At 69.1% G+C, this 23,421-nt stretch carries 16 protein-coding genes and 1 tRNA gene; 10 read left to right on the forward strand and 7 right to left on the reverse strand.

Features of this window, described 5'->3' with window-relative positions; genetic code table 11:
* Window positions 1-178: 178 nt before the first annotated feature.
* The gene (locus tag ABD259_RS06745; RefSeq protein ID WP_344106231.1) at window positions 179-1,846 is read right to left on the reverse strand and encodes a bis-aminopropyl spermidine synthase family protein; all 1,668 of its coding nucleotides are present in this window, start codon (window positions 1,844-1,846) and stop codon (window positions 179-181) included.
* 736 nt (window positions 1,847-2,582) lie between these two features.
* Between ABD259_RS06745 and gltB the strand changes: the two genes are divergently transcribed.
* From gltB to ABD259_RS06765, 4 genes are all read left to right on the forward strand, one after another.
* Complete coding sequence (gltB, locus tag ABD259_RS06750; RefSeq protein WP_344106233.1) at window positions 2,583-7,145, forward strand: glutamate synthase large subunit; 4,563 nt, start codon at window positions 2,583-2,585, stop codon at window positions 7,143-7,145.
* Window positions 7,146-7,176: 31 nt separating this feature from the next.
* Window positions 7,177-8,631, forward strand: coding sequence for a glutamate synthase subunit beta (locus ABD259_RS06755; protein WP_344106235.1), 1,455 nt, complete (start codon window positions 7,177-7,179; stop codon window positions 8,629-8,631).
* A gap of 107 nt (window positions 8,632-8,738) precedes the next feature.
* Complete coding sequence (locus ABD259_RS06760; protein WP_344106237.1) at window positions 8,739-9,116, forward strand: DUF2784 domain-containing protein; 378 nt, start codon at window positions 8,739-8,741, stop codon at window positions 9,114-9,116.
* Window positions 9,117-9,276: 160 nt separating this feature from the next.
* Window positions 9,277-10,173 carry a prenyltransferase gene (locus tag ABD259_RS06765; protein ID WP_344106347.1) on the forward strand — a complete coding sequence of 299 codons (897 nt, stop codon included), beginning with the start codon at window positions 9,277-9,279 and terminating at the stop codon, window positions 10,171-10,173.
* A 32-nt stretch (window positions 10,174-10,205) separates the two neighbouring features.
* On the opposite strand, the gene ABD259_RS06770 is transcribed toward ABD259_RS06765, so the two are convergent.
* Window positions 10,206-10,937, reverse strand: coding sequence for a maleylpyruvate isomerase N-terminal domain-containing protein (locus ABD259_RS06770; RefSeq protein WP_344160902.1), 732 nt, complete (start codon window positions 10,935-10,937; stop codon window positions 10,206-10,208).
* Between the two features lie 134 nt (window positions 10,938-11,071).
* Between ABD259_RS06770 and pyk the strand changes: the two genes are divergently transcribed.
* Window positions 11,072-12,502 carry a pyruvate kinase gene (gene pyk / locus ABD259_RS06775; protein ID WP_344106241.1) on the forward strand — a complete coding sequence of 477 codons (1,431 nt, stop codon included), beginning with the start codon at window positions 11,072-11,074 and terminating at the stop codon, window positions 12,500-12,502.
* Window positions 12,503-12,686: 184 nt separating this feature from the next.
* Here pyk and ABD259_RS06780 read toward each other — a convergent pair whose 3' ends face one another.
* The 3 genes from ABD259_RS06780 to ABD259_RS06790 all read right to left on the reverse strand — a co-directional run bounded on the left by ABD259_RS06780 (window position 12,687) and on the right by ABD259_RS06790 (window position 14,842).
* Window positions 12,687-13,631, reverse strand: a complete 945-nt coding sequence (locus ABD259_RS06780) for a DUF1266 domain-containing protein (RefSeq protein WP_344106243.1) — start codon at window positions 13,629-13,631, stop codon at window positions 12,687-12,689.
* 221 nt (window positions 13,632-13,852) lie between these two features.
* A complete protein-coding gene (locus ABD259_RS06785) occupies window positions 13,853-14,584 on the reverse strand; it encodes a hypothetical protein (RefSeq protein WP_425573490.1) in 732 nt (243 codons plus the stop codon).
* Between the two features lie 183 nt (window positions 14,585-14,767).
* A tRNA-Leu gene (locus ABD259_RS06790) sits at window positions 14,768-14,842 on the reverse strand.
* A 161-nt stretch (window positions 14,843-15,003) separates the two neighbouring features.
* Between ABD259_RS06790 and ABD259_RS06795 the strand changes: the two genes are divergently transcribed.
* The 5 genes from ABD259_RS06795 to ABD259_RS06815 all read left to right on the forward strand — a co-directional run bounded on the left by ABD259_RS06795 (window position 15,004) and on the right by ABD259_RS06815 (window position 20,359).
* The gene (locus ABD259_RS06795; protein ID WP_344106349.1) at window positions 15,004-15,585 is read left to right on the forward strand and encodes an ANTAR domain-containing response regulator; all 582 of its coding nucleotides are present in this window, start codon (window positions 15,004-15,006) and stop codon (window positions 15,583-15,585) included.
* A 492-nt stretch (window positions 15,586-16,077) separates the two neighbouring features.
* Complete coding sequence (locus ABD259_RS06800) at window positions 16,078-17,529, forward strand: branched-chain amino acid ABC transporter permease (protein WP_344106248.1); 1,452 nt, start codon at window positions 16,078-16,080, stop codon at window positions 17,527-17,529.
* 13 nt (window positions 17,530-17,542) lie between these two features.
* On the forward strand, window positions 17,543-18,529 hold the full coding sequence (locus ABD259_RS06805; RefSeq protein ID WP_344160907.1) for a branched-chain amino acid ABC transporter permease: 987 nt from the start codon (window positions 17,543-17,545) through the stop codon (window positions 18,527-18,529).
* Complete coding sequence (locus ABD259_RS06810) at window positions 18,519-19,454, forward strand: ABC transporter ATP-binding protein (RefSeq protein ID WP_344160909.1); 936 nt, start codon at window positions 18,519-18,521, stop codon at window positions 19,452-19,454. The genes ABD259_RS06805 and ABD259_RS06810 overlap by 11 nt, the downstream gene beginning before the upstream one ends.
* Complete coding sequence (locus ABD259_RS06815; RefSeq protein ID WP_344160911.1) at window positions 19,451-20,359, forward strand: ABC transporter ATP-binding protein; 909 nt, start codon at window positions 19,451-19,453, stop codon at window positions 20,357-20,359. The genes ABD259_RS06810 and ABD259_RS06815 overlap by 4 nt, the downstream gene beginning before the upstream one ends.
* 971 nt (window positions 20,360-21,330) lie before the next feature.
* Here the strand turns inward: ABD259_RS06815 and ABD259_RS06820 are convergent.
* Window positions 21,331-22,551: an ABC transporter substrate-binding protein gene (locus tag ABD259_RS06820; protein ID WP_344161226.1), complete on the reverse strand. Its 1,221-nt coding sequence runs from the start codon at window positions 22,549-22,551 to the stop codon at window positions 21,331-21,333.
* Window positions 22,552-22,940: 389 nt separating this feature from the next.
* Entirely contained in the window at window positions 22,941-23,357 is a 417-nt protein-coding gene (locus ABD259_RS06825; RefSeq protein ID WP_344106256.1) for a PaaI family thioesterase, read from the reverse strand.
* Window positions 23,358-23,421 lie beyond the last annotated feature (64 nt).

Raw genomic sequence — 23,421 nt, forward strand, 5'->3', positions numbered from 1 at the left:
ATACGAGGTCTTTTTTGGCACTGCCGATGCTTCCCTTGTTTTGCGCCTGCGTTGCAGGGGGCGGGGGTCGTTTCACCTCAGGGCAAGCAATCTCTCACCCCTCCACCCCAAAAACCCGAAACTTGAGCGCCGCGAATTCGGTCGATATCGCCGAGATCAACGGCGGTGCTGTGATTCTTCAGTCGCGGAACTCGGCCACGAGGCGGTCGGTGACGGCGCGCAGCTCGCCGAACCGGTGTCCGGGAAGGTCCAGCAGTGTGTGCCCGGGCAGCCAGGGGGCTGACGCGGCCACGCGGGTCCGCGCGCCCTTCTTGTTCAGCGGGAGGCCCAGCTGGGCGGTGACGGCGATGAGCCCTTCACGCAGCGTGCTCGTGAGCCGTCCGTGGGCCCGGTCCTGGCAGTGCCACAGCAGGCGCTGTCCCGGGGACGCCTCCGCGCCGAGCTCCCGGGCGCGGGCGACGACGACGGTCGCGCGCGGTCCGGGGACCCCACGCAGGAAGCGGACGGTGTAGCGGGGTTCGATCCGCGCGCGCAGGGCCTCCTGGCCCTCACGGTCCCGCACGGCCTCAGCCGAGGACGGCACGACAACGTGCACCTCGCGGGCGGAGGCGGCCAAGATCACGCGGTCGAGCAGGGCCTCCCAGCCGCCCGTCAAGTTGATCGCCACGCGGTCGCCCGGGGTGGGGGAGCCCAGCCACGTCGACAGCCGCACGCCGCGCACGCCGTCCGGCACCGCCCCCTTCGGCCAGGCGCCCACGACCGTGTCCACGCGGCCCGTGTCACTGTCGCCCGCGACGCGCTCCAGCACCGACCGCGCGTCCTCCTCCGGCAGCGCCGCGGCGGCCTCCTTCGCGTTGGCGCCCTGGCTGTAGATGCGCGCCGCGTCGGCCCCGGCCGCGTCGCCGACGGGGGTGCGGGACGTCGGGCGCAGCACGTACAGATCACTGGTCGCGCCGATCGCCTCGGCCCCCAGGTACCGGTTGAAGTCCGGCCAGATCGCCTCCGACACCAGGCCCATCCGGACCAGCCGGGACTGGGTCTTGGCGACGAGGGCGGGCGTGGTCTCGCTCGCCCCATAGGCGACGAGGACACGGCCGCGCCGCGGGTCGGCCAGCCCCTCCAGCCCGCGGCGCACGAACAGCTCGACCCCCTCCGGGGTGTAGGGCGGGTCGGTGAAGACGAGGTCGGCCTGCCCCCGCACCGCCTCCGGCAGGCCCAGCCGCAGATCGGCGAAGTGGCACCGCACCGGCAGCCCGAGCCGTTGTGCGGCGGCGTCGATGTAGGCCAGCATGCGCTCGTCGATGTCCACGACGACGGCCTCGGTGTCCTTGCCGACCAGCGTGGTGGCGAGCGAGGTCAGGTCGTGGTCGCCGACGCACAGCAGCCGCGCCCCGGGAAGCGCGAAGCGCGCCGCCAGGAAGACGCCGCGCCGCAGCGCCGTGCGCGCACTGGCCGCGACGTGATCGAGGTCAACACGCGAGGAGGGGGCCTCCGCGACGAGCCGCTCCAGCTCGGCGGCGGCCTCGGCGTGCCCGTCCAGCAGATGCCCCACCGGGTCGGCCAGCCTCGGCCGGGAAAAGCCCGTGTACCGGCTGGGGGAGCGCAGCCGCACGCGCGTCTCCCGCCCGGCGTCCGCGGCCCGGTCGGCCGTTTCCCGCTCGACCTCCTCGCCGAGCGCCTCCACCACCCGCTCGACGAGGCGGTGCGCCACCGCCGTCTCCCGCACGAGGTCGCGTGTACTCCACCACCCCCCACCCGCGAGGGCGGCCAGGACATCATGCAGGCGCGCGGCGTCGGCGCCCTGCTCACGCAGCAGGTCGGACAGTTCTCCCGGATGATCGATCACGCCCCGATCATCCCACGGCACCGGCCGCACCCGAGGCCCGTGCTCATCGCTCAAAGGCCGCCCGGCAGCCCCCGGTTCCGCCGAGCGGCGGAGGATGGTCGAGGGCCGGGCGCTCCCGTGTCCGCAGCGCGCTCCGCGCGCGGAGCAGGGAAAGGGGCCAAGTGTGGCGTATCTCGCACACCCGCCTCGGCTGGGGTCGGTGGGCGGCGTGAGGCTGCCGGGTGTGGTGCGCCTCCCGTTGCGGGCGTGGAGTATGCGCCGACCTGCGGGGATGCGGCGAGCTTCGGGCGGCTGCCACATGCGCGCTGGCGGATGAACCGTGCGTTACGTAGGCTTTCTCGGGCGCTTTCAACAAGTTTGATGATGTTTGCGAACCCGAAGGCGTGGAATGATTCGCGTTGGTCGCACCACGGCGGTGCCGACCAGCCGCGCGTGATCCGCGCTAGGCGATGTACGGACGTACGCCGCCACAACACAACCCCCGCACTGTGGCGGCGGTTGGTCTAGACCTCGGATTGGCATCGGGGCTGGGCCGCGATGTATAACCTGAGTTACCGCGAAGTTTCGCGGCCGCCTGGTCGAACACCGGTTACCACAAGGATGTGAACGCAGGTCCGGCTCTTGCCGTCTGTGGAACCAGTGCCGGGCGGTCGTTCACCACGCACACCGCAGCAGGGCCAATGTCGTCCCGGATGCGCTTTTCACGAAGCCCAGACGTTAGACGACAGGAGGGTAGATGCCTGCTGGCCAGGTGCAGCGTTCGTCTGTCCGACCGGACGCCGAGACCACCCGCAAGGGCCTGTACGACAGCACCTACGAACACGACGCCTGCGGTGTCGGGTTCGTCGCCGATCTCTCCGGCCGTCGCAGCCATGACATCGTCGAGAAGGCGCTCACCGTACTGCGCAACCTCGACCACCGTGGTGCCGCTGGCGCAGACCCCGATGACGGTGACGGCGCCGGGATCCTCACACAGATCCCGGACGAGCTGTACCGCGAGGTCTGCGACTTCGAGCTGCCCGCCCCAGGCGCCTACGCCGCCGGCATCGGCTTCCTCCCCGCCGACGCCACCGAGCGCGCCGATGCCGTGGCCAAGATCAACGCCATCGTCGAGGACGAGGGCCTGGTCGTCCTGGGCTGGCGCGACCTCCCCGTCGAACCCCGCTACTGCGGCCCCGCCGCGCGCTCGGTCATGCCGTTCTTCGGCCAGCTCTTCCTCGCCGGACGCCCCGGCACCCCCACCGCCGGGCTGACCGGCATCGACCTGGAGCGCTACGCCTACTGCGTCCGCAAGCGCGCCGAACACGAAACCGGCGTGTACTTCCCGAGCCTGTCCCCCCGCACCATCGCCTACAAGGGCATGCTCACCACACCGCAGCTGGAGCCGTTCTTCCGCGACCTGTCCGACCGGCGCTACACCTCCGGCCTGGCCCTGGTCCACTCCCGGTTCTCCACCAACACCTTCCCGTCCTGGCCGCTGGCCCACCCCTTCCGCTACGTCGCCCACAACGGTGAGATCAACACCGTCCGGGGCAACCGGAACATGATGCGCGCCCGCGAGGCCAAGCTCGCCAGCGACCTGCTGCCCGGCGACCTGGACCGGATCTTCCCGATCGTCGACCCCGAGGACTCCGACACCGCGTCCTTCGACGCCGCGCTGGAGCTCCTGCACCTCGGCGGCCGTTCGCTGCCGCACGCGGTGCTGATGATGATCCCCGAGCCCTGGGAGAACCACACCGAGATGGACCCGCAGGTGCGGGCCTTCTACGAGTTCCACTCCATGCTCATGGAGCCCTGGGACGGCCCCGCCTCGGTGTCCTTCACCGACGGCAGCCTCGTCGGCGCCGTCCTCGACCGCAACGGCCTGCGCCCCGGCCGCTACTGGGTCACCGACGACGGCCTCGTCGTCCTGGCCAGCGAGGCCGGTGTCCTCGACATCGACCCCGCCACCATCGTGCGCAAGGGCCGCCTGCAGCCCGGACGCATCTTCGTCGTCGACACCGCCCAGGGCCGCATCATCGAGGACGAGGAGATCAAGGCCGAGCTCGCCGCCGAGCACCCCTACGCCGAATGGCTGGCCGAGGGCGTCGTCGACCTCGCCGACCTGCCCGCCGCCGAACCCGCCGAAATCACCGACCTCAACCGGGCCCAGCAGGCCTTCGGGTACACCGAGGAAGAACTCCGCGTCATCCTCACCCCGATGGCCCGCACCGGCGCCGAACCCATCGGCTCCATGGGCACCGACACCCCCGTCGCCGCCCTGTCCAGCCGATCCCGGCAGCTGTTCGACTACTTCTCCCAGCACTTCGCACAGGTGACCAACCCGCCGCTGGACGCCATCCGCGAGGAGATGGTGACCAGCCTGGGCACCACCCTGGGCGCCGAGGACAACGTCCTGACGCCGGAACCGGTGGACTGCCGCCGCCTCACCCTGCCCACACCGGTCATCGACGACGCCGAACTCGCCGCGATCGTCGCCGCCGGGCAGCCCGGCGGCAACCCCGCCTTCCGCGTGTACACCGTCGAGGGCACCTACCCCGTCGACGGCGGCGGCGACGCGCTGTCAACCCGCCTCGACGAGATCTGCGCCGAGGTGTCGCGCGCCATCACCGAGGGCGCGCACATCATCGTGCTCAGCGACCGCGGAGCCGGCGCCGACCGCGCCCCCATCCCGTCGCTGCTGCTCACCGGCGCCGTCCACCACCACCTGGTGCGGGACAAGACCCGCACCGACGTCGGGCTGGTCGTGGAGGCCGGCGACGCGCGCGAATGCCACCACGTCGCGCTCCTCCTCGGCTACGGCGCGTCGGCCGTTAACCCCTACCTCGCCCTGGGCACCGTGCGTGACATGGTCGCCCGCGGCGTCATCGGCGGTATCGACGCCGACGCGGCGGTGCGCAACACCGTCAAGGCGTTCGGCAAGGGCGTCCTGAAGATCATGTCCAAGATCGGCGTGTCCACGGTGAGCTCCTACACCGGCGCGCAGATCTTCGAGGCGCTGGGGCTGGGCCAGGAGGTCATCGACCGCTGCTTCACCGGAACCACCTCCAAGCTCGGCGGCGTCGGCTTCGACGTGCTCGCCGAAGAGGTCCGGATGCGGCACGCCACCGCCTACTCCGCCAACCCCGCCGACCACCGCCGGCTGGCCATCGGCGGCGAATACCAGTGGCGCCGCGAGGGCGAGCCCCACCTGTTCAACCCCGAAACCGTCTTCAAGCTGCAGCACTCCACCCGCAGCCGCCGCTACGACATCTTCAAGGAATACACCTCCAAGATCGACGACCAGGCCCAGGACCTCATGACCCTGCGCGGCCTGTTCCGGCTCAAGGAGGGCGTGCGCCGTCCCGTGCCGATCGAGGAGGTCGAACCGGTCTCCGAGATCGTCAAGCGCTTCTCCACCGGCGCCATGTCGTACGGCTCCATCTCCGCCGAGGCGCACGAGACACTGGCCATCGCCATGAACCGGCTCGGCGGCAAGTCCAACACCGGCGAGGGCGGCGAGGACCCCGACCGCTTCACCCCCGACACCAACGGGGACCTGCGGCGCAGCGCCATCAAGCAGGTGGCGTCCGGCCGGTTCGGGGTGACCTCCCACTACCTCACCAACGCCGACGACATCCAGATCAAAATGGCCCAGGGCGCCAAGCCCGGAGAGGGCGGCCAGCTCCCCGGCCACAAGGTCTACCCATGGGTCGCCGGCACCCGGCACTCCACACCCGGCGTCGGCCTCATCTCGCCGCCGCCGCACCACGACATCTACTCCATCGAGGACCTCGCCCAGCTCATCCACGACCTGAAGAACGCCAACCCGCAGGCGCGGGTGCACGTCAAGCTGGTCTCGGAAGCGGGCGTCGGCACGGTGGCCGCCGGTGTCTCCAAGGCGCACGCCGACGTCGTCCTCATCTCCGGGCACGACGGCGGCACCGGCGCCTCGCCGCTGACCTCGCTCAAGCACGCCGGCACCCCGTGGGAGCTCGGCCTGGCCGAGACGCAGCAGACCCTGCTCCTCAACGGGCTGCGCGACCGCATCGTCGTGCAGGCCGACGGGCAGATGAAGACCGGCCGCGACGTCGTCGTCGCCGCCCTCCTCGGCGCCGAGGAGTACGGCTTCGCCACGGCGCCCCTGGTCGTCTCCGGCTGCGTCATGATGCGCGTCTGCCACCTCGACACCTGCCCCGTCGGCGTGGCCACGCAGAACCCCACCCTGCGCGAGCGGTTCAACGGCAAGGCCGAGTTCGTGGTGAACTTCTTCGAGTTCGTCGCGCAGGAGGTCCGCGAGTACCTGGCGGCGCTGGGCTTCCGCTCCCTCGACGAGGCCATCGGCGCGGTCGACCTGCTCGACACCACCGAGGCCGTCGAGCACTGGAAGGCCTCGGGCCTCGACCTCGCGCCGATCCTGCACGACGTCGAGCCCTGGTCCGACGACCACCGCCACCAGGTGCGCAGCCAAGACCACGGGCTGGAGAAAGCCCTGGACAACACGCTCATCCAGCTCTCCGAAGGCGCCCTGGACTACCGGGAGCCGCTCAAACTGGAGCTGCCGGTGCGCAATGTCAACCGGACCGTCGGCACGATGCTCGGCCACGAGGTCTCCAAGCGCTACGGCGCCGAGGGCCTGCCCGACAACACCATCGACATCGCCTTCACCGGCTCGGCCGGCCAGTCGTTCGGCGCGTTCGTACCGCGCGGCATCACCCTGCGCCTCACCGGCGACGCCAACGACTACGTCGGCAAGGGCCTGTCGGGCGGACGCATCATCGTCCGGCCGCCCGAGGACGCGCCCTTCGCCCCCGAGGAGCAGATCATCGCCGGAAACGTCATCGCCTACGGCGCGACGTCAGGCGAGGTGTTCCTGCGCGGCATCGTCGGCGAGCGGTTCTGCGTCCGCAACTCCGGCGCGCTGGCCGTCGCCGAGGGCGTGGGCGACCACGGCTGCGAGTACATGACCGGGGGACGCGCCGTCGTCCTCGGCCGCACCGGGCGCAACTTCGCGGCCGGGATGTCCGGCGGCATCGCCTACGTGCTCGACCTCGACAGCGAGCGGGTCAACGGCGAGATGGTCGACATCGAGGAGCTCGACGACGCCGACCGCGACTTCCTGCGCGACGTGCTGGAGCGGCACCACGCCGAGACCGGATCGGGTGTCGCACGGGACCTGCTCGGCGACTTCGGCACCGCCGCGGCGCGGTTCGCCAAGGTGATGCCCCGCGACTACAAGCGGGTGCTGCTCGCCCAGGCCGAGGCCGAACGCGACGGCCGCGACGTCAACGAGGCCGTCATGGCCTCCGCGCAGTCCTAGCCAGCGCCTAAGAAAGGAGGGAAAACCACACATGGCTGACCCGAAGGGCTTCCTCAAGATCACCGAGCGGGAGCTGCCCGCCCACCGCCCCGTCGACGTTCGGATCTCCGACTGGCGCGAGGTCTACGAGGACTTCGACCGCGGCACGGTGACCAAGCAGGCGTCGCGCTGCATGGACTGCGGCATCCCGTTCTGCCACAACGGCTGCCCGCTGGGCAACCTCATCCCCGAGTGGAACGACCTCGTCTACCGGCACGACTGGGGCGAGGCCATCGAGCGCCTGCACGCCACCAACAACTTCCCCGAGTTCACCGGGCGGCTGTGCCCCGCCCCGTGCGAGGCGGCGTGCGTGCTGGGTATCAACCAGCCGGCCGTGACCATCAAGAACGTCGAGGTCTCGATCATCGACCGGGCCTGGGAGGAGGGCTGGGTACGCCCCCAGCCGCCCGAGGTCCGCACCGGCAAGAAGGTCGCGGTCGTCGGCTCCGGCCCGGCCGGGCTCGCCGCCGCCCAGCAGCTCACCCGCGCCGGCCACGACGTCACCGTCTTCGAGCGCGCCGACCGCATCGGCGGGCTGCTGCGCTACGGCATCCCCGAGTTCAAGATGGAGAAGCGGCACATCGACCGGCGCATCGCGCAGATGACCGCCGAGGGCACCCGGTTCCGCACCGGCGTCAACGTCGGCGTGGACCTCACGGTCGAGCAGCTGCGCGCCGAGCACGACGCGGTGCTGCTCGCCGGCGGTGCCACCGCCTGGCGCGACCTGCCCGTTCCGGGCCGCGAGCTCGACGGTGTCCACCAGGCCATGGAGTACCTGCCGCAGGCCAACCGGGTGCAGCAGGGCGACGTCGAGCGGCCCGCCATCACCGCCGAAGGCAAGCACGTCATCGTCATCGGCGGGGGTGACACCGGCGCCGACTGCGTGGGCACCGCCCACCGGCAGGGGGCCGCCTCGGTCACCCAGCTGGAGATCATGCCCAAGCCCCCGGTGAACCGGCCCGAATCCCAGCCGTGGCCGACCATGCCGATGCTGTACAAGGTCACCAGCGCGCACGAGGAGGGCGGTAAGCGGATCTACTCCGTGAACACCGTGGAGTTCCTCGGCGACGAGCAGGGCCGCGTGCGCGCGCTGAAGCTCGTCGACGTCAAGCGCACCGACACGGGCTTCGCGCCGGTCGAGGGCACGGAGCGGGAGATCCCGGCCGAGCTCGTCACGCTCGCCATGGGCTTCGTCGGCCCGGAGAAGGAGGGCATGATCGAGGAGCTCGGCGTCGAGCTCGACGGACGCGGCAACGTCGTCCGTGCCGACGACTACGCGACCACCGTCGACGGCGTGTTCTGCGCCGGCGACATGGGCCGCGGCCAGTCCCTCATCGTCTGGGCGATCGCCGAGGGCCGCTCCGCGGCCGCCGGTGTCGACCGCTACCTCACCGAGCAGACCGCCCTTCCGGTGGCCATCCCGCCGACAGAGCGGCCGCTGGTGTAGCGCGTCACCGCGAAGCGCAGCGCGGTGGGGGCCGCCGCCCCGGGCGGCGGCCCCCACCGCTGTGATCGGGCCTGTCGGGAGCGATCACGGCCGCCTACTCTGAGGACATGACCTACCAGGTACTCGGTGAGACGGCGATGCTGCTGCACTTCGCCTTCCTGGTCTATGTCACGGTCGGGGGGTTCCTCGCCTGGCGGTGGCCCCGCCTCATCTGGCCGCACATCGTGTGCGCCGGGTACGGGATCCTGATCACCCTCATCGGCTGGCCCTGTCCGCTCACCGGTGTCGAGGACTGGGCGCGGGAGAAAGCCGGCCAGGAGGGGCTGTCGACGTCGGGCTTCATCGACCACTACCTCACCGGCGTCATCTACCCCGAGCAGTACCTGGACGAGATGCGGCTCGCCGTGGGGGCCCTCATCTTCGTCTCCTGGACCGGCGCGCTCCTCCTGCGGCGGCGCAGATCCGCGACGGCCGATGCCAGGTGAAAGCTCCACTAACCGCGTTAAGAACACGTGAGAATCTCGCGTGCGAAATGTCCGTTTATCGTGGGGGTGTCGCACGCGACCTGGGTAAACGCGGACATATGGCGTAGCTCACGAAGGTTTCAACCACCCACTGCGGGCGTACCTTCGAAATATGAGCTTACTGACCATGGAAGACCTCCGAGCAGCAGAGCACTTCATCGCTCGCACCGCACGACTGATCGACCGGCACCGCTTCGCGTTCCACTTCTCCAGCGGGCCGGCCGCCCCGATCCTGTCGGCACTGGAGTCCTACCGGAACATCGACGGTGGCTACGGCAATGGGCTGGACCCCGACCTCAGAGGTCACGGCAGCCAGCCCATCGCTGTGGAAACCGCCCTACGCTATCTCGACGAGCTCGGCCCCATCCAGCGCGACACCGCGGCCGACATCTGCAAATACCTCACCCTCGTCACCCACGACAACGGCGGCGTCCCCAGCGTCCTGCCCAGCGTCCGATACACCGAAGCCGCCCCCTGGTGGCGCGAAACCGACGACTTCACCGGAGAGCTCGCACCCACCGCCTCCATCGTCGGCATCCTCCACAAGCACCACGACCCCCACCCCTGGCGCGACCGCGCGACCTCCTTCTGCTGGACGCGCATCGTCGGACTCAACTGGACCGACCCCATCGAAGCCATGGCCATCTGCACCTTCCTGCAGAACGCGCCCAACCGCCGCCGCGCCGAAGAGCAACTCGAACGGCTCACCCCCATGATCCGCGCCGTCATCGAACTCGACCCCGACGCCAGCGGCCACCTCCACGTCCACACCCCCCTCGACCTGGCACCCAGCCCCGACCACATCGCCCGCCGCCTGTTCACCGACGCCGAGATCGACAAGCACCTCGACGCCCTCCAGAGCCAACAGGCCGACGACGGCGGCTGGCCCATCAACTGGGAGAGCTGGGCCGAGACCGCCACCAACGAATGGCGCGGCATCATCACCATCCAGCGGCTGCTCACCCTGCGCGCCTACGGCCGCATCGACAGCTCCGTCCCCGCCCCGCTGCGGGTCTGACCCACCCCACACCGGCGGTCGGCCCGACCCGGTCACCCGGATCCCGCCGACCGCCGCCCCGCGGCGTCACCCCCACCGGCACCATCCCGCCGACCCAGCGCCAGCACCCGCACGCCCGAACCGGCCAGCGCCTCCGGCCCCGCACCACCCGGCAGCACCCGTCCCGTCGCGGCGCGCACCGCGGCCATGGCCGGCAACCCCGGATCCCCGTTCCCGAACAGCAGCCGCGCCACCACATCCAGCGCCTCCGGAGACATCCCCGCGTCGCGCCCCAGCGCGTCCGCCAGGTCCAGGCCATGCAGCGCCAGCTCCACCACCCGGGTCACCAGGAAATCCGTGAGCAACATCGCATCGCCGTGCCGCGTCAGCACCACCCGATCCGACGGCTCCTTCGCCAACCGCGGCTCCAGCTCCCGCCACACGCCCTCGCAGACACGCCCCATCTCACCGGCGTCCGACCGACGCGCCGCCGCCTCCACAGCGCTAGCGACCCGCTCCTCGTCCGTCTGAGCGGACATCTGCCCATCCGGCGTGTAGTACCCCGCCGCCTCCACCAGCGCCCGCTCCGGCGCCACGTCATCCAGCATCAACGCCACCTGGTGCAGCGCACCCACCATGTGCACCGCCAACGCCGCCACATCCCACGGCGCGCACCGTGTCGGCCGAACCGCCTCCTCCTCCGCCAACCCCAAAAGCACCCCCGCCACCCGAGGCGCCTCCGCGCACAGCGCCGCCATCACATCAGCCCGTCGCCACTCAGCCATGCCGCGGAAGCTACCGCCCACCCCCCACCAGCCACGCGGCGGGGCACAAAAATTCGCCGGAACACCAGCTCACCGACGCCCAGTTGCAACCTGGTTTAGACCACCCAGCTCCCGAATAGTCGTAGAGTTGCAACGTGACACGTCGAGCAAAAATCGTCGCGACCCTCGGCCCAGCAACCTCAAGCCCGGAGACCCTCCGCGCGCTTGTTGACGCCGGGCTGGACGTAGCGCGACTCAACCTCAGCCACGGAACATACGAGGACCACCGCAACAACTACGAGAACGTGCGCGCCGCAGCCGAAGCCACCGGGCGCAGCGTCGGCATCCTCGCAGACCTCCAGGGACCCAAAATCCGCCTCGGCACCTTCGCCGACGGCCCGGTCGAACTCGCCCCCGGCGACGAGTTCACCGTCACCGTCGACGACGTCCCAGGCGACGCCCGCCGGGTCTCCACGACCTACAAAGGCCTCCCCGGCGACGTCCGCCCCGGCGACCGCGTGCTCATCGACGACGGCCGCGTCGTGCTGGAATGCACCAAGACCACCAGCACCGACGTCCACACCCGCGTCATCATCGGCGGCCCCGTCTCCAACAACAAGGGGCTCAACCTCCCCGGCGTCTCCGTCAGCGTCCCCGCCCTCACCGACAAAGACGAGGCCGACCTCCGCTGGGCCCTCGAACAGGGCGTCGACATCGTCGCCCTCTCCTTCGTCCGCAGCCCCGCCGACGCCGACGAGTGCTTCCGCATCATGGACGAAGTCGGCGTCCGCGTCCCGCTCATCGCCAAAATCGAGAAGCCCCAAGCGGTCGAACGCCTCCAAGACATCATCGAGGTCTTCGACGGCGTCATGGTCGCCCGAGGCGACCTCGGCGTCGAACTACCCCTCGAAAACGTCCCCATGGTGCAGAAACGCGCCATCGAGCGCTGCCGCGACAAGGCCAAACCCGTCATCGTCGCCACCCAGATGCTCGAATCCATGATCAGCTCGCCCCGGCCCACCCGCGCCGAGGCCTCCGACGTCGCCAACGCCGTCCTCGACGGCGCCGACGCCGTCATGCTGTCCGGGGAAACCAGCGTCGGCCAGTACCCCATCGAAACCGTGCAGACCATGGCCCGCATCGTCGCCGCCGCCGAGCAGGAGTCGCTGCGCGCCTCGCACATCCTCCAACGGGTACCGGAGACCACCGGCGGGTCCATCGCCCGCGCCGCCGCCGAGGTCGGCGCCACCATCGGCGCCAAGGCCCTCGTCGCGTTCACCATGTCCGGCGAGACCGCGCGCCGCCTGGCCCGCTACCGCTCGCCCATCCCGCTGATGGCCTTCACCACCGAGCCCCCCACGCGCGCACAGCTCTGCCTCACCTGGGGCGTCGAAACGCACTGCGTGCCGTGGGTCGACCACACCGACGCCATGGTCGCCCAGGTCGAGAGCGAACTTCTGGAAATGGGCGTTTACAACAAGGGCGACAAAATCGTCATCGTGGCCGGCAGCCCGCCCGGAACCCCCGGCTCCACCAACTCGCTGCGCGTCCACCGCCTCGGTGACGCCATCGCGCATGGCAATTAGGCCATGAGCACCCACCCGGACCCGGTCGCGGGGCGCCGCGGGGCCGCCCCCCGACCGGGTCCGCGGGCGCGCCACAGCGCCGACTGAGCAAACGCGCGGCCGGCCCCCTCCCGCGACCGGGCGCACCGCCCCGCGCCGCCTGGCCGCGGCCAGAACGCCTCCCACACCGACCCGGTCAGTGGGCCTAGTGAGGCTGCGCGTTGGAAACACCGTTCTCATAGGGGACCCGCTCCAAAGGCATGTCCCACGGCAGGAGATTCCACGGGCTCGCGGGGTCAGTGGTGAGGATCCCCAGGGCCGTCCACACACGGTCGGACCCGGCGTCGTCGGAACCGCCACCATGCCAGAGCAGATACCCGCCGTGGAACGCCTCGGCCAGCTGGTGCCAGCTCGCATAGCGGCGCTGGAGGTCCGTAGCGACGCGCCGCAGCAGATTATGCGTCTCCACCGGGCTCAACCAGTCGAGCGTGGCGCCACCGCAGGCCAACCGGATCAGATGCACCGACTTCCACCACTGGTAGGCGCCGATGACCACGGTCTCCGCAGAGTCGTCGGACCCGGTGATCTCGCGCATCCGCTCGACCTGCTCGGGCATGAGCTGGATCCGCTGCTCCTCGCGCTTTCCCTCAGGATCGCGGCTGCGCGCCGTGCCTGTGCGCAGATCGACGACCAGGTCGGCGCGGTCCCCGGCGTGCAGCTCGTCCCACAGACGGTCGACCGTCGCCAGCAGTGTCTGGCGGTTGACGATGCCCCACTCCACCTCAAAGACCTTGCGGTAGCGTCGCCGGAGCTGCGGCCGCACCACCACGTCCCACGGCTCGGCCAGCGCCACACGGAACGGCGCCGCCACGGCCGCGGCCCAGCGCTCGGTACTCAGCGGGGCTTCGGGGCTCTTGGTCCGCAGAGTGGGCGCCTCACGCGCGCCGATAACCAACTCGGCGAAGGACCCGGCCGCCAGCGCCACGATGGGCAGAATCGCCCACGCCCCCTGATCGGCCACAACGAGAGCGACGATGAGCAGCGCGAGGGGAGCCATCAGCCACGGCTGTCGCCGCTGTGATCCCCAAGCCACGACAGCCCAGGCGCCGATCGTCAGCGCCCCGACCACCCCGGCGATCGCGGTGAACACCCCGCACTCCCTTCGCAACGGGCCCCGGCACGCAGTCGACGGTGACTGACGATGCCGCTACCCGGACCACTCCCAATTACAGGATCGGGGACTATAGCCCGTCGTGGCGACCAAACCCACGGGTTGTGCCCAGGTTGTAGCCGTGATGTGACCGCGCTGACCGTGGGGGCGGGGTCATCCGGTCAAATGTGCTGTCCAGTGCTGTGGAGGGTGGGTAAATCTCAATATTTCGGGCCGACGAACGAGTCCAAGAGCTCGACTGAGGGCTTCTTCGCGATGGACACGATGCCCTGGCACTGGTGGCCGTCTTTGCCTGGCTTCCACCGGAACTTCCACTCGACACCGAGCAGGTCCAGCATGACGACGAGCAACCCCAGGATGTCGCGGGACGCATTGGAGAAGAAGTAGCGAGGGTACTCGTAGTACTTCCACTCGCCGTTGACCATGCGGCGAACACGGTTGGTCGTCCGGCAGCCGTCCGAGTGGATCAGCCCCTTCACGAACTCGCGGGGGTGGTCTTCGACGATCGCGAATTGCCACTCCGACAGCGAGATGGGGCGCGCGTGCTTGCGGTTGGGACCGTGTTGGGGGAAGAAGCACAGCCAGTGCTTCCAATACGCCTTCACATCCTTACATCCGGTCCTGTTGACGACGATGACCCGATGATTCGGCAACACGGCTCGCAAGGCGTCGGTGCACTCCGTGATCAGACCCGGCCAGTCGTTCGCGCAAGAGATCTGGAGTGCCCACACCTTCTTCGATCGATCTCCCACGTAGCCGATATAGCCGTCGCCAAGATAAAGGCCGAGGAGGTAGGAGTAGGCCCGGTGGTCCAGGTTGGCCCCGGAACAGCGGGGGCAGTAGGTCTCCGAGTCGTTGTTCGCGGAGCGTCGTCTTCGCCCTGTCCGCCAATGGCGGACGGACTGGATGGAGACATCGCATGCCTGAGCCACGGCATAGTCGGTCCATCCTTGGGCGTGGAGTCGTAGGGCCTCGTTGACAGTTGCGCGAGGGTACACACGACGAGCGTGCCGTGACTTTCGCACGGGAGTTCGACAATCCACAGAAATATAGCCCCCGGATAGCTCAGTGGAGCTACCTGGGAACTATGCAAATGTGTCCGATTTGCCGGAAAGTACCCCGGGTGGGATTCGAACCCACACTGTATACCTTTTGAGGGTATCGCCTGCTGCCGATTGGGCTACCGGGGCTAGGTTTATTTGTCAAGCGACTTCGCTGTCTTTCGAGGAATTTTACCATAGAGGCGCTCCGTCAACAGTGCTGTCACGATTGTCGCGGATCGCCGACCTCAACGACCAGCATCCTAGCGGATCTCGGTAGGCTCGTGTCCGTGACGACGACGCAGAGCCGCGTGGTGATCGCGGAAGACGAGGCCCTGATCCGGTTGGACCTCAAGGAGATGCTTGAGGAAGACGGCTATGCCGTCGTGGGGGAGGCGGGTGATGGCGAGACCGCCGTACGCCTGGCGACCGAGCTCAAACCGGACCTTGTCATCCTCGACATCAAGATGCCCATCCTGGACGGGCTGTCCGCCGCTGAGAGGATCGCGGCGGAGCGGATCGCACCGGTGGTGATCCTGACCGCCTTCTCCCAGCGCGAGCTGGTCGAGCGCGCGCGGGACGCCGGGGCGATGGCGTATCTGGTCAAGCCCTTCAACAAGGCGGACCTCGTTCCGGCGATCGAGATGGCGGTCAGCCGGTACGCCGAGCTGTCGGCTCTGGAGGCGGAGGTCACGGGCCTCCAGGACCGCCTGGAGACGCGCAAGCTCGTCGAGCGCGCCAAGGGGCTGCTGCAGAGCCGACACGGGCTGAGCGAGCCCGAAGCGTTCCGGTGGATCCAGAAGAACTCGATGGACCGGCGGCTGACCATGCGCAAAGTCGCTGAGACCGTCGTCGAGACGCTGGAGGGGCAGCCGCCCCAGGGGGAGAAGTAGACCAGCGAGACCAGCGGCGCGTTGATCGCCGCGAGGCCCATGGACAGCAGGGCGCGCCTCCCGGACCGTATCCGGGAGGCGCGCCCTTTCTTATGTCGCTTCGATGCCGCTTGACACGCCCGACGTCGGGTGACAAATAACGGAGCGTAATCGTCGGCCTGGATGATGCGGGTCGCGCCGCACCGCGTCACACGCGATCTCCGGCCGCGCCGCGAGTGCCTTAACCGCGCTCTGTCGGTCGGGTATCACAGAGGGTCTCGCCAGGTCAGAGGCAATGCCTCGGTCTCGTCGCGGGGTTTCGGTGGCCGGTCAACCTGCACTGTGTTCCGATTTGATCACGTATATACACAAAGGGGTGACGTTTGGGTCACGTGGCTTTAGGCGTGCTGAATGACCTGGATAAACCGGGCTAAACTCACGCCACCGAACAGCAAAGAACCGGTCTGGCAACCCCGCCTGGATCGGCCATCCTAAAATGCGCAAGGAGTGCGCGTGCGCACACGCCTCGTGACCGTGCTGCTCGTCGCGATCGCCGCGATCCTGGTGATCCCGACGTCGGCAGCGGCAGACGTCCAAGGCGGTGAGTCGCTGACCGGACAGATCCGCGCCCCAGGGAGCGACGAGGGTGTCGAGGGCATCGGCATCACCGTCACCCAGGACGGCGCGGACATCGGAACGGCGACCACCGACTCTGCCGGCGAATGGACTGTGGAACTCCCCGACCCGGGGGACTACCGCGTGGTCCTGGACGAAGAGTCCATACCCGACGAGTTCGCCCTCCGGGCGAAGCCCGGCCCCGAGCGGGAGGTGACCGTACGGGAGGGCCGCTCCTTCACCGTGGTCTTCCCCCTCGTCCCCGCCGGGGAGGAAGCCGTGGAAAGCACACCTGACTCCCCAGCGCCCGACGACGGGGAAGCGGACGGCGCCTCACCGGGGGAGGGGGCCACACCCGTCGGCGACGAGGAAGAGGGTGTGGTCGAGGCTCCCGGGGTCGAGGCCGGAACGCCCTTCGGCTCGAAGGTCCTGCAGCTCGCCCTCTCCGGTGTCATCTTCGGCCTGATCATCGCGATGTCCGCCGTCGGCCTCTCACTGATCTTCGGCACCACCCGGATGATCAACTTCGCCCACGGCGACATGGTCACCTTCGGCGCGATGATGGCGATGATGTTCAGCAACATGGCGCTGTTCTCCAGCTTCAACGCCCTCTTCGACGGCGTCCCCGTGCTGGACTTCGCCACGAACCCCCTGGTCGTCGCCCTCATCCTGGCGGTCGTCCTCGGTGGCCTGCTCGGCGCTGCCATGGAACGGTTCCTCTGGCGCCCGCTGCGCCGCCGCAACGTCGCACTGATCCAGATGTTCATCGTGACGATCGGCCTCGCGCTGATCCTGCGGCACCTGCTCCTCGTCGGCTTCGATGCCCGGCGCACCAAGTACCCAGAGTTCCGTATCCAGGAGATGATGCAGCTCGGCCCGTTCGCGATCACCCCCCGCGACCTCACCATCCTGCTGCTGTCGGTAGCGGTCCTGGTTGCGGTGGCGAGCATGCTGCAGTTCACCCGCATCGGGAAGGCGATGCGCGCCGTCTCCGACAACCGGGACCTCGCCGAATCGTCCGGTATCGACGTCGACCGGGTCACGCTCTACGTGTGGGGTCTCGGCGGCGCCCTATCGGCGCTGGGCGGTGTGTTCCTCGGACTCAACCAGACCGTCTACTGGCAGATGGGCTTCCACCTGCTGCTGCTGATGTTCGCGGCGGTGATTCTGGGCGGTCTCGGTACCGCCTACGGGGCGATGGTCGGTGGCCTGATGATCGGCCTGATCGCGCAGCTGTCGACGCTGTGGTTCGCGCCGCAGCTGATGAACGCCTGGGCGCTGGCGATCATGATCATCGTCCTGCTGGTCCGGCCGCAGGGAATTCTGGGCAGACGCGAGCGGGTCGGATAGGGGAGTAACGACGATGGACATTTTGAACATCCTCACCGCCTCCCTGGAGTCGGCGATCGGGCCGATCGCGGCGATCTATGTGCTCGCGGCCATTGGGCTCAACATGCACTTCGGCTACACGGGCCTGCTCAACTTCGGTCAGGTCGGTTTCATGCTGGTCGGCGCTTACGGCGTGGCCATCCCCGTGGTCGTCTATGACCAGCCGCTGTGGGTCGGCCTGCTGGTGTGTGTCGCGTGCTCGGCGCTGCTGGCCCTGCTTTTGGGTATCCCGACGTTGCGGCTGCGCGCCGATTACCTGGCCATCGCCACGATCGCGGTGGCGGAGGTCGGGCGCCTGGTGTACCGCGCGGAGTTCGCCCGACCCCTCACCGGTGGCGTGTACGGCCTGCAGGGCTTCGCCACCGATTTCAATGAGCTCAACCCGATCCCGTCCGGGCGCTACGACTTTCTCGTCGTCTCCTATTCCTCCCGTCAGCTGTGGCTGATGATCGCCATCTGGGGCCTGGTGGCGCTGGCGCTGGCGATTACGGCGCTGCTGATCCACAGCCCCTGGGGCCGTGTTCTCAAGGGCATCCGGGAGGACGAGGACGCCGTGCGCAGTCTCGGCAAGAACGTTTTCGCCTACAAGATGCAGAGCCTGGTGCTGGGCGGGGTGTTCGGCGGATTGGCCGGCGCGATGATCGCGCTGAATCAGCAGAACATCACGGCGGACCAGTTCATGCCGCAGGTGACGTTCTACCTGTGGGCGATGCTGCTGCTCGGCGGCGCTGGGCGCACGTTCGGCCCGGTGATCGGACCGGTGGTGATGTGGTTCCTGCTCACCGCGTTCGATGAGACGTTGCGGACGCTTTCTCGGGCGGGGGTGCTGCCGTTCATCGGCAACGCCGACATCGGTGCGTTGCGGCACGCGTTCGTGGGCATCGCGCTGGTGCTGCTGATCATCTATCGGCCGCAGGGAATCATCGGTAACCGCAAGGAGATGCTGGTCAATGTCAAGTGACGCGATGGAGCCCGGAGGCCAGGGCGCGGGCGCCGTGCTCGACCGGATGGCCGGTGTCGAGCCGCGTCCGGGCGTGGCCAAGCCGGATCCGATTCTGCGGGCGAGCGGGGTGCGCCGCTCGTTCGGCGGGCTGACGGCGGTGGACGTGGAGCACTTGGAGGTGCAGCGGGGCACGATCACCGCGCTCATCGGTCCGAACGGGGCCGGGAAGTCGACGTTGTTCAACCTGCTGACTGGGTTCGACCGGGTGGACGCGGGCGAGTGGTCCTTCGAGGGCCGTCGGCTGAACGGTATGCCCGGCCACAAGGTGGCCCGTAACGGCATGGTGCGCACTTTCCAGCTCACGAAGGCGCTGACCCGGATGACGGTGCTGGACAACATGCTGCTGGCGGCTCAGGGGCAGATAGGCGAGCGGTTCTTCGGTTCGTTTTTGCGGTGGCGGTGGGCTGAGCAGGAGCAGGCCAACGTGCGGCGCGCCATGGAGCTGCTGGAGCGCTTCAGGCTCGACACCAAGAAGGACGACATCGCGGGCAGCCTGTCCGGGGGTCAGCGCAAGCTGCTGGAGATGGCCCGCTCGCTGATGGTGAACCCGTCCATGGTGATGCTGGACGAGCCGATGGCCGGGGTGAACCCGGCGTTGGTGCAGTCGCTGCTTGGGCACATCACGGCGCTGCGCGACGACGGCATGACGGTGCTCTTCGTCGAGCACGACATGGACGTCATCATGGGGATCAGCGATTGGATCGTGGTTTTGGCCCAGGGGCAGGTGATCGCCGAGGGGCGGCCCGACGACATCCGGTCCAACGAGCAGGTCATCGACGCCTACCTGGGCGCGCATCACGATGACCCCGGCAGTGGCGGGGACTCCGCCGCCGGAGGTTCCGGCGATGAGGGCACCGCGGCGGGCCAGGAGGAGGGAAGATGAGCGAGCACCCGGAGGCGGGCCCCCGCCCCACACCCGATCACGGGCGGGACCCTGGGGAAGGCCCGGCGCACCAGTATCCGCATGACCACGGGCCCGAGACGCCGGAGGATGCGGCCGCCCTGCAGCACGCGCGTGAGGACGTGCTGGAGCACGTCGGCCGCACGGTGATCGAGGACTATTCCGACTACCTTCTGGTCGCCGATGAGATCAAGGCGGGGTACGTCCCCGAGGTCAACATCCTCAACGGCTGCACCCTGACCCTGGGGGAGGGGGAGGTCGTCGGCATCATCGGTCCCAACGGGGCGGGCAAGTCCACGCTGATTAAGACGATCTTCGGGCTGATCCCTGTGCGCGAGGGCTCGATCGTGCTGCGCGAGGAGAGCATCGCCAATCTCAGCGCCCATGAGCTGGTGTCGCGCGGGGTCGGCTACGTGCCGCAGACGCGAAACGTGTTCCCGTCGCTCACTGTCGAGGAGAACCTGGAGATGGGCGCCTTTTTGCGCCCGAAGTCGTTCCAGCGGCGCTTTGACGCGGTGGCCGAGGTGTTCCCGCTGCTGGCGCAGCGCCGTCGGCAGAAGGCGGGGGCGTTGTCGGGGGGTGAGCGCCAGATGGTCGCGATGGGACGCGCTCTGGTGATGGAGCCGTCCGTGCTGCTGCTGGATGAGCCCACCGCCGGCCTCTCGCCGATTTTCCAGGACGACGTGTTCCGGCGCGTCAAGGAGATCAACGCGACCGGCGTCTCGGTGATCATGGTGGAGCAGAACGCCCGCCGCTGCCTGCAGATTTGCGACCGCGGCTATGTCCTGGACCAGGGCCGCAACGCCTACACGGGGACGGGCAGGGAGCTGCTGGACGATCCCAACGTCGTCGAGCTGTACTTGGGGACCCTGGCGAAGGCGGGGTAGGCCCGGCGCGGTGCCGCGTCGACGCCCCGGCCGTCATGGCGCCGACGCGGGAAACGCGAGCACGCACAACAGGGGGCGGTGCCTGAAGGGCGCCGCCCCCTCGGTCATGTGCGGGAGACCTCGCCGACCGGAGGTCTGCTGGGCGGCCTTGTCGGCGTCCGTCCTGCCCGGTGTTCTTGGGTGAAGAGCGGCACCGAGGGCGGTGGGGGCTGGGGGCGCTGGGCTTCCCGGGTGATGGGGAGGGGATGGGCCAGCGGTGTCGGCCCGCTTGCCGGTCAGGTCCCCGGTGGAGCTGCGATGGCGGCGGCGACGGCGGTGGTCGGGGGGCTCCCTTTCGGCCACCGGCGGGCCCCGAAAGCCGGTGGGACAGAGCCGCCCCGGGCTCGGGCAGGTGCCGGGAGCATGGGCAGGTCGGCTTCGGACGTGCGGGGCGGTGCCTTAAAGACGGCCGCACGCCGGGAGTTCCGCCTCGCGTGCGGAGCCTTCCGCGATCCGGGAGCACTCCACCCCCGCAGGCCCCCTCTGGCGATGATCATGGGGATGGTCCCGGCAAACCGGACAGAATCGGGACCATCCCCATGATCATCGCGGGGAACTTGTGGCAAACCGGTCATATCCGGCGCGCGGCGGCCCACAAACCGGATTCCGGGCCGCCCGCATAGCCCGCCCCGGAGCCGACACGCGGCGCCCCACCCCCAGCCCTCGTCGTTGCCGCCCTCGCTCCTCCACCCGAAGGGAGACCAGCGAAGCGGGCCGACGTCGCTGCCCGGCCCGGCCGCATCCCCAGAGACGACCAGCGCCCCCAGCCCCCTGCCCTTGTCGCTGCCGCTTTTCACCACCGAACACCGGATGAGCCGACTACCGGCAAGGCCGCCCAGCAGGCCCCCTGCCCCTGGCAGCACCTGGGCCCCCGGACGGCGGTCCGGGGGCCCAGGCGGTGCGAGGGTGATGGTTTTCGGTGGGGCGGTGGGCTACGGGACGGTGATGGACTCCTGCCTCACGTGCTTGCCACCGTCCTCGAATCCGTAGACCTGGAAGGTGGCCTGGCTGACGTCGCCCTTCTCATCCAGGTTGATGGGGCCGCTGACGCCCTCGTAGTCGATGTCCTTGCCCTCGCGGATCAGGTCGCGGCACTGGGCGAAGGTGGTGCACTTCTCGCCGTCCTGGGTGACGGGGGCGAGTTCCTTGACGAACACGGTCGGGTCGGTGCTTTCGGCCTGCTCGGCGGCGAGCGCCGCCACGATGGCGCAGTCGTAGACCTGGCTGGAGAACTGCAAGAGCTCCAGGTCCTCGTCGAACGCCTGCAGGTCCTTGACGAAGCCCGCTTCACCGACGTCGGGCGCGGTGCCCTGGAACCCGTCGATGATGCCGGGGTTGTCCGAGTCGACCGAGGAGCCGAGCGTCTCGTCGTTCAGGCCGTCCGTGCCGTACATCTGGTCGGCGTCCACTCCGGACTCCAGCAGGCCGGTGATGATCTGCACGCCCTCCTCGAAGGAGACCATGATGACGGCGTCGGTCTCCTGGTTGGCGATCTCCGTGACCACGGAGTCGAAGTTCGGGGCGTTGGGGTCGTAGCCTTCCTTGTACTTGACCTCGATGCCGTTGTCTTTCATGGCCTGGGCGGCGGCGTTGGCCAGGCCCTCGCCGTAGTCGTCGGCGCGGTAGGCGATGGCGACGTTCTGGTGGCCGTCGCTGGCGACCTTCTGCGCGAGGACGGGACCTTGGAGCAGGTCGCTGGGGGCGGTGCGGTAGTAGTACTCGGTCGGCTTCTCCTCGGTGAGTCCGGGCGCGGTGTTGGAGCCGGAGCACTGGACCGTGTCCGCGCCGGTCACCGTGTCGATGATGGCCAGGGTCATGCTGGAGCTGGCGGCGCCGAGGACGACGTCCACGTCGTTGTCGATCAGCCGCTGCGCGGCGTCGTTGGCCTGTGCGGCGTCGTTGGCTTCGTCGCCGGTGAGGATGGCGGGGACCTCCTGGTCGAGCACGCCCCCTGCTTCGTTGATCGTGTGCAGTGCGAATTTCGCGGCGCTGACCTGGGGCGGCCCGAGGTGGGAGAGGTCGCCCGTCTCCGGGAAGACGTACCCGAACTGCAGCGCTTCGCTGTCCGCTCCGTCGCCGTTTCCGCAGGCGGCGGCTCCGAGGGTGATGGCCGCGGCCGCCGCGGCGAGGCTGAGGGGCTTCTTGCCTGGCATCCCTGGCATCGAGGACTCTCCGTTCAACCGGCTGGTAGCGATGGGGACGGGTCGCCGTTCGAAGCCGTGTGATGGTGGCTCCGCTTAATGTTCGGCGTTAGCGCGACTTAATCACCAGCGTTCGCGAACCGGAAGATTGTTGGTCATGTCGGTGCAGAGTCGGGTTCATGCCGTTATCGCTCTGTAGTCATGTTTCGCGGGTAAAGGCGCAGATAAGAGCGGTTTGGCGGCACATCTCGCGACGCAGTGGCCGGGTGTTGTCACTCTGGGTGATCATATGGTCGGGGGTCAGCCATGTTTTTCCCCGGAGACGACAAAAGGGTGGGGCCACCGGATCGGTGGCCCCACCCCGCTGGGATGGATTTGATGGAACCGGGATCGGGTTCGCGTCAGGCGTCGCGCAGCATGCAGGTCAGGCGGGAGGTGCACACCCGCCGTCCCTCGTCATCGGTGATGACGATGTCCCAGGTGGCCAGCGTGCGGCCGAGGTGCACCGCGGTGGCCACACCGGTCACGTGCCCCTCGGTGGCGCTGCGGTGGTGCGTGGCGTTGATCTCGATGCCGACGGCGATCCGGCCCTCGCCCGCGTGGATCGCGGAGCCGACCGACCCCAGGGTCTCGGCGAGGACGCACGACGCGCCGCCGTGCAGCAGGCCGTAGGGCTGCGTGTTGTTCGCGACGGGCATCCGGCCCACGACGCGCTTGGCCGAGGCCTCGCTGATCTCGACCCCCATCCTCTCCCCGAGCCCGCCGCCCGGGTTGGCGTTCCCCATGAGCTCGGCGAGCTGCTCTGCGTCCAGCGTCATCGTCCCCTGCCCTCTCTCGAAATTCTCAGCGCGGCGCCCGAGAACGCGGGCCGCCACGGATGAC

Source organism: Nocardiopsis rhodophaea (genome assembly GCF_039530945.1).
GTDB classification, from domain to species: Bacteria; Actinomycetota; Actinomycetes; order Streptosporangiales; family Streptosporangiaceae; genus Nocardiopsis_C; species Nocardiopsis_C rhodophaea.

What these genes read in the sequence shown, in the direction of transcription:
- ABD259_RS06805 (WP_344160907.1), top strand. Translation starts at nt 17,543, where the DNA reads ATGGACATTTTGAACATCCTCACCGCCTCCCTGGAGTCGGCGATCGGG.
- ABD259_RS06810 (WP_344160909.1), top strand. Translation starts at nt 18,519, where the DNA reads ATGTCAAGTGACGCGATGGAGCCCGGAGGCCAGGGCGCGGGCGCCGTG.
- ABD259_RS06760 (WP_344106237.1), top strand. Translation starts at nt 8,739, where the DNA reads ATGACCTACCAGGTACTCGGTGAGACGGCGATGCTGCTGCACTTCGCC.
- ABD259_RS06825 (WP_344106256.1), bottom strand. Translation starts at nt 23,357, where the DNA reads ATGACGCTGGACGCAGAGCAGCTCGCCGAGCTCATGGGGAACGCCAAC.
- ABD259_RS06815 (WP_344160911.1), top strand. Translation starts at nt 19,451, where the DNA reads ATGAGCGAGCACCCGGAGGCGGGCCCCCGCCCCACACCCGATCACGGG.
- ABD259_RS06820 (WP_344161226.1), bottom strand. Translation starts at nt 22,551, where the DNA reads ATGCCAGGCAAGAAGCCCCTCAGCCTCGCCGCGGCGGCCGCGGCCATC.
- ABD259_RS06770 (WP_344160902.1), bottom strand. Translation starts at nt 10,937, where the DNA reads ATGGCTGAGTGGCGACGGGCTGATGTGATGGCGGCGCTGTGCGCGGAG.
- ABD259_RS06755 (WP_344106235.1), top strand. Translation starts at nt 7,177, where the DNA reads ATGGCTGACCCGAAGGGCTTCCTCAAGATCACCGAGCGGGAGCTGCCC.
- gltB (WP_344106233.1), top strand. Translation starts at nt 2,583, where the DNA reads ATGCCTGCTGGCCAGGTGCAGCGTTCGTCTGTCCGACCGGACGCCGAG.